Consider the following 5,351-nt stretch of genomic DNA (forward strand, 5'->3'; position numbering starts at 1 on the left):
TGTCCGGCGGTGTCCTACTCTCCCACACCCTCCCGAGTGCAGTACCATCGGCGCTGGAGGGCTTAGCTTCCGGGTTCGGAATGTAACCGGGCGTTTCCCCTCCGCCATGACCGCCGTAACTCTATCGACATATCAAACAACACCACACTCGGGGTTGTTGTTCGTTTGTCGGGAGTTGCACAGTGGACGCGTAGCAGCTTAGTAGTCAAGTCCTCGGCCTATTAGTACCGGTCAACTGAACCCGTTACCGGGCTTACATTTCCGGCCTATCAACCCAGTCGTCTAGCTGGGGGCCTTACCCCACCAAAGGTGGGTGGGATACCTCATCTTGAAGCGAGCTTCCCGCTTAGATGCTTTCAGCGGTTATCCCTTCCGAACGTAGCTAACCAGCCGTGCCCCTGGCGGGACAACTGGCACACCAGAGGTTCGTCCGTCCCGGTCCTCTCGTACTAGGGACAGCCCTTCTCAAGTATCCTACGCGCACGGCGGATAGGGACCGAACTGTCTCACGACGTTCTAAACCCAGCTCGCGTACCGCTTTAATGGGCGAACAGCCCAACCCTTGGGACCTGCTACAGCCCCAGGATGCGACGAGCCGACATCGAGGTGCCAAACCATCCCGTCGATATGGACTCTTGGGGAAGATCAGCCTGTTATCCCCGGGGTACCTTTTATCCGTTGAGCGACACCGCTTCCACTCGCAAGTGCCGGATCACTAGTCCCGACTTTCGTCCCTGCTCGACCTGTCAGTCTCACAGTCAAGCTCCCTTGTGTACTTGCACTCAACACCTGATTGCCAACCAGGCTGAGGGAACCTTTGGGCGCCTCCGTTACCCTTTAGGAGGCAACCGCCCCAGTTAAACTACCCACCAGACACTGTCCCTGAACCGGATAACGGTCCGAAGTTAGATACCCAAATCAACCAGAGTGGTATTTCAAGATTGCCTCCACCCATACTGGCGTATGGACTTCACCGGCTCCCACCTATCCTACACAAGCTAATTCGGATACCAATGTCAAGCTATAGTAAAGGTCCCGGGGTCTTTCCGTCCTGCCGCGCGTAACGAGCATCTTTACTCGTAATGCAATTTCGCCGGGCCTGTGGTTGAGACAGTGGGGAAGTCGTTACGCCATTCGTGCAGGTCGGAACTTACCCGACAAGGAATTTCGCTACCTTAGGATGGTTATAGTTACCACCGCCGTTTACTGGCGCTTAAGTTCTCCGCTTCGCCCCGAAGAGCTAACAGGTCCCCTTAACGTTCCAGCACCGGGCAGGCGTCAGTCCATATACATCGAATTACTTCTTCGCATGGACCTGTGTTTTTAGTAAACAGTCGCTTCCCCCTGCTCTCTGCGGCCATACAACGCTCCACCCGCGCGGGGCTTCACGTCTCCGGCCCCCCTTCTCCCTAAGTTACGGGGGCAATTTGCCGAGTTCCTTAACCACAGTTCGCCCGATCGCCTCGGTATTCTCTACCTGACCACCTGTGTCGGTTTGGGGTACGGGCCGCTCAGAACTCGCTAGAGGCTTTTCTCGGCAGCATAGGATCACTGACTTCACCTGAATCGGCTCGGCATCACGTCTCAGCCTCCATGCACCACGGATTTGCCTATGGTGCGGCCTACACGCTTACCCCGGCACAACCACCGGCCGGGCTCAGCTACCTTCCTGCGTCACCCCATCGCTTGACTACTACCCGCCAGGTTCCCACGCTCCCCACCGCAGACCCGAAAGTCCTTGGCAGCTCGGGTGGTTAGCACAACGAGGTTCATCAGGGACGCTCTTTCGCGGGTACGGGAATATCAACCCGTTGTCCATCGACTACGCCTCTCGGCCTCGCCTTAGGTCCCGACTCACCCAGGGCGGATTAGCCTGGCCCTGGAACCCTTGGTCATCCGGCGGAAGGGTTTCTCACCCTTCTTTCGCTACTCATGCCTGCATTCTCACTCGTGCCGCGTCCACAACTGGGTCACCCCGCTGCTTCACCCCCGGCACGACGCTCCCCTACCCATCCACACACCTGCACAAGGAATCAAGTCCAAGCGAGGTAAAAATGTGAATGCCACAGCTTCGGCGGTGTGCTTGAGCCCCGCTACATTGTCGGCGCGGAACCACTTGACCAGTGAGCTATTACGCACTCTTTAAAGGGTGGCTGCTTCTAAGCCAACCTCCTGGTTGTCTATGCGACCCCACATCCTTTTCCACTTAGCACACGCTTAGGGGCCTTAGCTGGTGATCTGGGCTGTTTCCCTCTCGACTACGAAGCTTATCCCCCGCAGTCTCACTGCCGCGCTCTCACTTACCGGCATTCGGAGTTTGGCTGATTTCGGTAAGCTTGTGGGCCCCCTAGACCATCCAGTGCTCTACCTCCGGCAAGAAACACGCGACGCTGCACCTAAATGCATTTCGGGGAGAACCAGCTATCACGGAGTTTGATTGGCCTTTCACCCCTAACCACAGGTCATCCCCCAACTTTTCAACGTTGGTGGGTTCGGCCCTCCACGCGGTCTTACCCGCGCTTCAGCCTGCCCATGGCTAGATCACTCCGCTTCGGGTCTAGGACACGCGACTGAATCGCCCTATTCAGACTCGCTTTCGCTACGGCTCCCCCACACGGGTTAACCTCGCCACATGCCACTAACTCGCAGGCTCATTCTTCAAAAGGCACGCCGTCACCCCGCAAGGCTCCGACGGATTGTAGGCGAACGGTTTCAGGTACTATTTCACTCCCCTCCCGGGGTACTTTTCACCATTCCCTCACGGTACTCGTCCGCTATCGGTCACCAGGAAGTATTTAGGCTTACCAGGTGGTCCTGGCAGATTCACGGCAGATTTCAGGGGTCCGCCGCTACTCGGGAACACCCACAGAAGGTCAGCAACTTTCACCTACCGGACTATCACCGCCTACGGTCAGCCTTTCCAGACTGTTCGGCTAGCCACTGACTTTATAACTCCTCGAACAAGTGTCAGCTTGTTCAGCGGGGTCCCACAACCCCGACCACGCAACCCCTGACAGGTATCACACGCAGCCGGTTTAGCCTCAATCCGCTTTCGCTCGCCACTACTCACGGAATCACTAATTTGTTTTCTCTTCCTACGGGTACTGAGATGTTTCACTTCCCCGCGTTCCCTCCATACACCCTATGTGTTCAGGTGCAGGTGACATCACATGACTGATGCCGGGTTCCCCCATTCGGACACCCTGGGATCACAGCTCGGTTGACAGCTCCCCCAGGCCTATCGCGGCCTCCCACGTCCTTCATCGGCTCCTGGTGCCAAGGCATCCACCGTTCGCCCTTGACAACTTGACCACAAAGATGCTCGCGTCCACTGTGCAATTCTCAACAAACGACCAACCCACAACCCACAGCCCCACACCAAACCCGACAACCGCCGGCGGTATGCGAGACCAGGCCATGCCTGGCAACCATCCCCACCCACAGGCGAGGCAATGGCTCTGAAAGACAACCAACGGTTGTTCTTTCAGGACCCAACAGGGTGCTATACACCAGCCACCAGCCGCACCAGGATGAAATCCGTTCCCACCACCGAAGTGGCTGTACTAGGTATCCCGGCCGTTGCCGGCGCCTGACTGACCAGTGTCTCCGCCATCGAGCACCCCGACCCGACATTCGCGGGCCGCGGGCTCCTTACCGACCTTCGTCGGAAGGTGCTCCTTAGAAAGGAGGTGATCCAGCCGCACCTTCCGGTACGGCTACCTTGTTACGACTTCGTCCCAATCGCCAGCCCCACCTTCGACGGCTCCCTCCCACAAGGGGTTGGGCCACCGGCTTCGGGTGTTGCCGACTTTCGTGACGTGACGGGCGGTGTGTACAAGGCCCGGGAACGTATTCACCGCAGCGTTGCTGATCTGCGATTACTAGCGACTCCGACTTCACGGGGTCGAGTTGCAGACCCCGATCCGAACTGAGACCGGCTTTTTGGGATTCGCTCCACCTCACGGTATCGCAGCCCATTGTACCGGCCATTGTAGCATGCGTGAAGCCCTGGACATAAGGGGCATGATGACTTGACGTCATCCCCACCTTCCTCCGAGTTGACCCCGGCAGTCTTCGATGAGTCCCCGCCATAACGCGCTGGCAACATCGAACGAGGGTTGCGCTCGTTGCGGGACTTAACCCAACATCTCACGACACGAGCTGACGACAGCCATGCACCACCTGTGACCGCCCCCGAAGGACCCGACATCTCTGCCGGTTTTGCGGCCATGTCAAACCCAGGTAAGGTTCTTCGCGTTGCATCGAATTAATCCGCATGCTCCGCCGCTTGTGCGGGCCCCCGTCAATTCCTTTGAGTTTTAGCCTTGCGGCCGTACTCCCCAGGCGGGGCGCTTAATGCGTTAGCTGCGGCACAGGGAACCGGAGAGGCCCCCCACACCTAGCGCCCAACGTTTACAGCGTGGACTACCAGGGTATCTAATCCTGTTCGCTCCCCACGCTTTCGCTCCTCAGCGTCAGTATCGGCCCAGAGACCCGCCTTCGCCACCGGTGTTCCTCCTGATATCTGCGCATTTCACCGCTACACCAGGAATTCCAGTCTCCCCTACCGAACTCTAGCCTGCCCGTATCGACTGCAGGCCCGCAGTTGAGCTGCGGGTTTTCACAGTCGACGCGACAAGCCGCCTACGAGCTCTTTACGCCCAATAAATCCGGACAACGCTCGCGCCCTACGTCTTACCGCGGCTGCTGGCACGTAGTTGGCCGGCGCTTCTTCTGCAGGTACCGTCACTTACGCTTCGTCCCTGCTGAAAGAGGTTTACAACCCGAAGGCCGTCATCCCTCACGCGGCGTCGCTGCATCAGGCTTCCGCCCATTGTGCAATATTCCCCACTGCTGCCTCCCGTAGGAGTCTGGGCCGTGTCTCAGTCCCAGTGTGGCCGGTCGCCCTCTCAGGCCGGCTACCCGTCGTCGCCTTGGTAGGCCATCACCCCACCAACAAGCTGATAGGCCGCGAGCCCATCCCAGGCCGAAAAACTTTCCACCACCAACCATGCGATCGGAGGTCCTATTCGGTATTAGCCCCGGTTTCCCGGGGTTATCCCAAAGCCTAGGGCAGGTTGCTCACGTGTTACTCACCCGTTCGCCGCTCGAGTACCCCGAAGGGCCTTTCCGCTCGACTTGCATGTGTTAAGCACGCCGCCAGCGTTCGTCCTGAGCCAGGATCAAACTCTCCAACAAAAACTTGTTGAAAAACTGTCCCGACAACAAAAGTGTTGCCAAAGGAATCCAAACCAACAAACCACAAAGTGGCCTGCCAGTCCGGGGTATAAATCAAATTGGCACTGGCTTATCAAGCACCCTGTTGAGTTCTCAAAGAACAACCACACACC

General features: G+C 57.9%; 3 rRNA genes. All 3 read right to left on the reverse strand.

What is annotated here, in order from left to right:
• Nucleotide 1 precedes the first annotated feature (1 nt).
• The 3 genes from rrf to ACSNOB_RS31340 all read right to left on the reverse strand — a co-directional run bounded on the left by rrf (nucleotide 2) and on the right by ACSNOB_RS31340 (nucleotide 5,199).
• Nucleotides 2-118 (reverse strand): 5S ribosomal RNA (gene rrf / locus ACSNOB_RS31330).
• An 83-nt stretch (nucleotides 119-201) separates the two neighbouring features.
• Nucleotides 202-3,312, reverse strand: a 23S ribosomal RNA gene (locus ACSNOB_RS31335).
• A 370-nt stretch (nucleotides 3,313-3,682) separates the two neighbouring features.
• Nucleotides 3,683-5,199: ribosomal RNA gene (locus ACSNOB_RS31340) — 16S ribosomal RNA — on the reverse strand.
• Together the 16S, 23S and 5S rRNA genes form the textbook arrangement of a ribosomal RNA operon.
• Nucleotides 5,200-5,351 lie beyond the last annotated feature (152 nt).

It is taken from the genome of Micromonospora sp. URMC 106 (assembly GCF_051386395.1).
Classification (GTDB): domain Bacteria; phylum Actinomycetota; class Actinomycetes; order Mycobacteriales; family Micromonosporaceae; genus Micromonospora.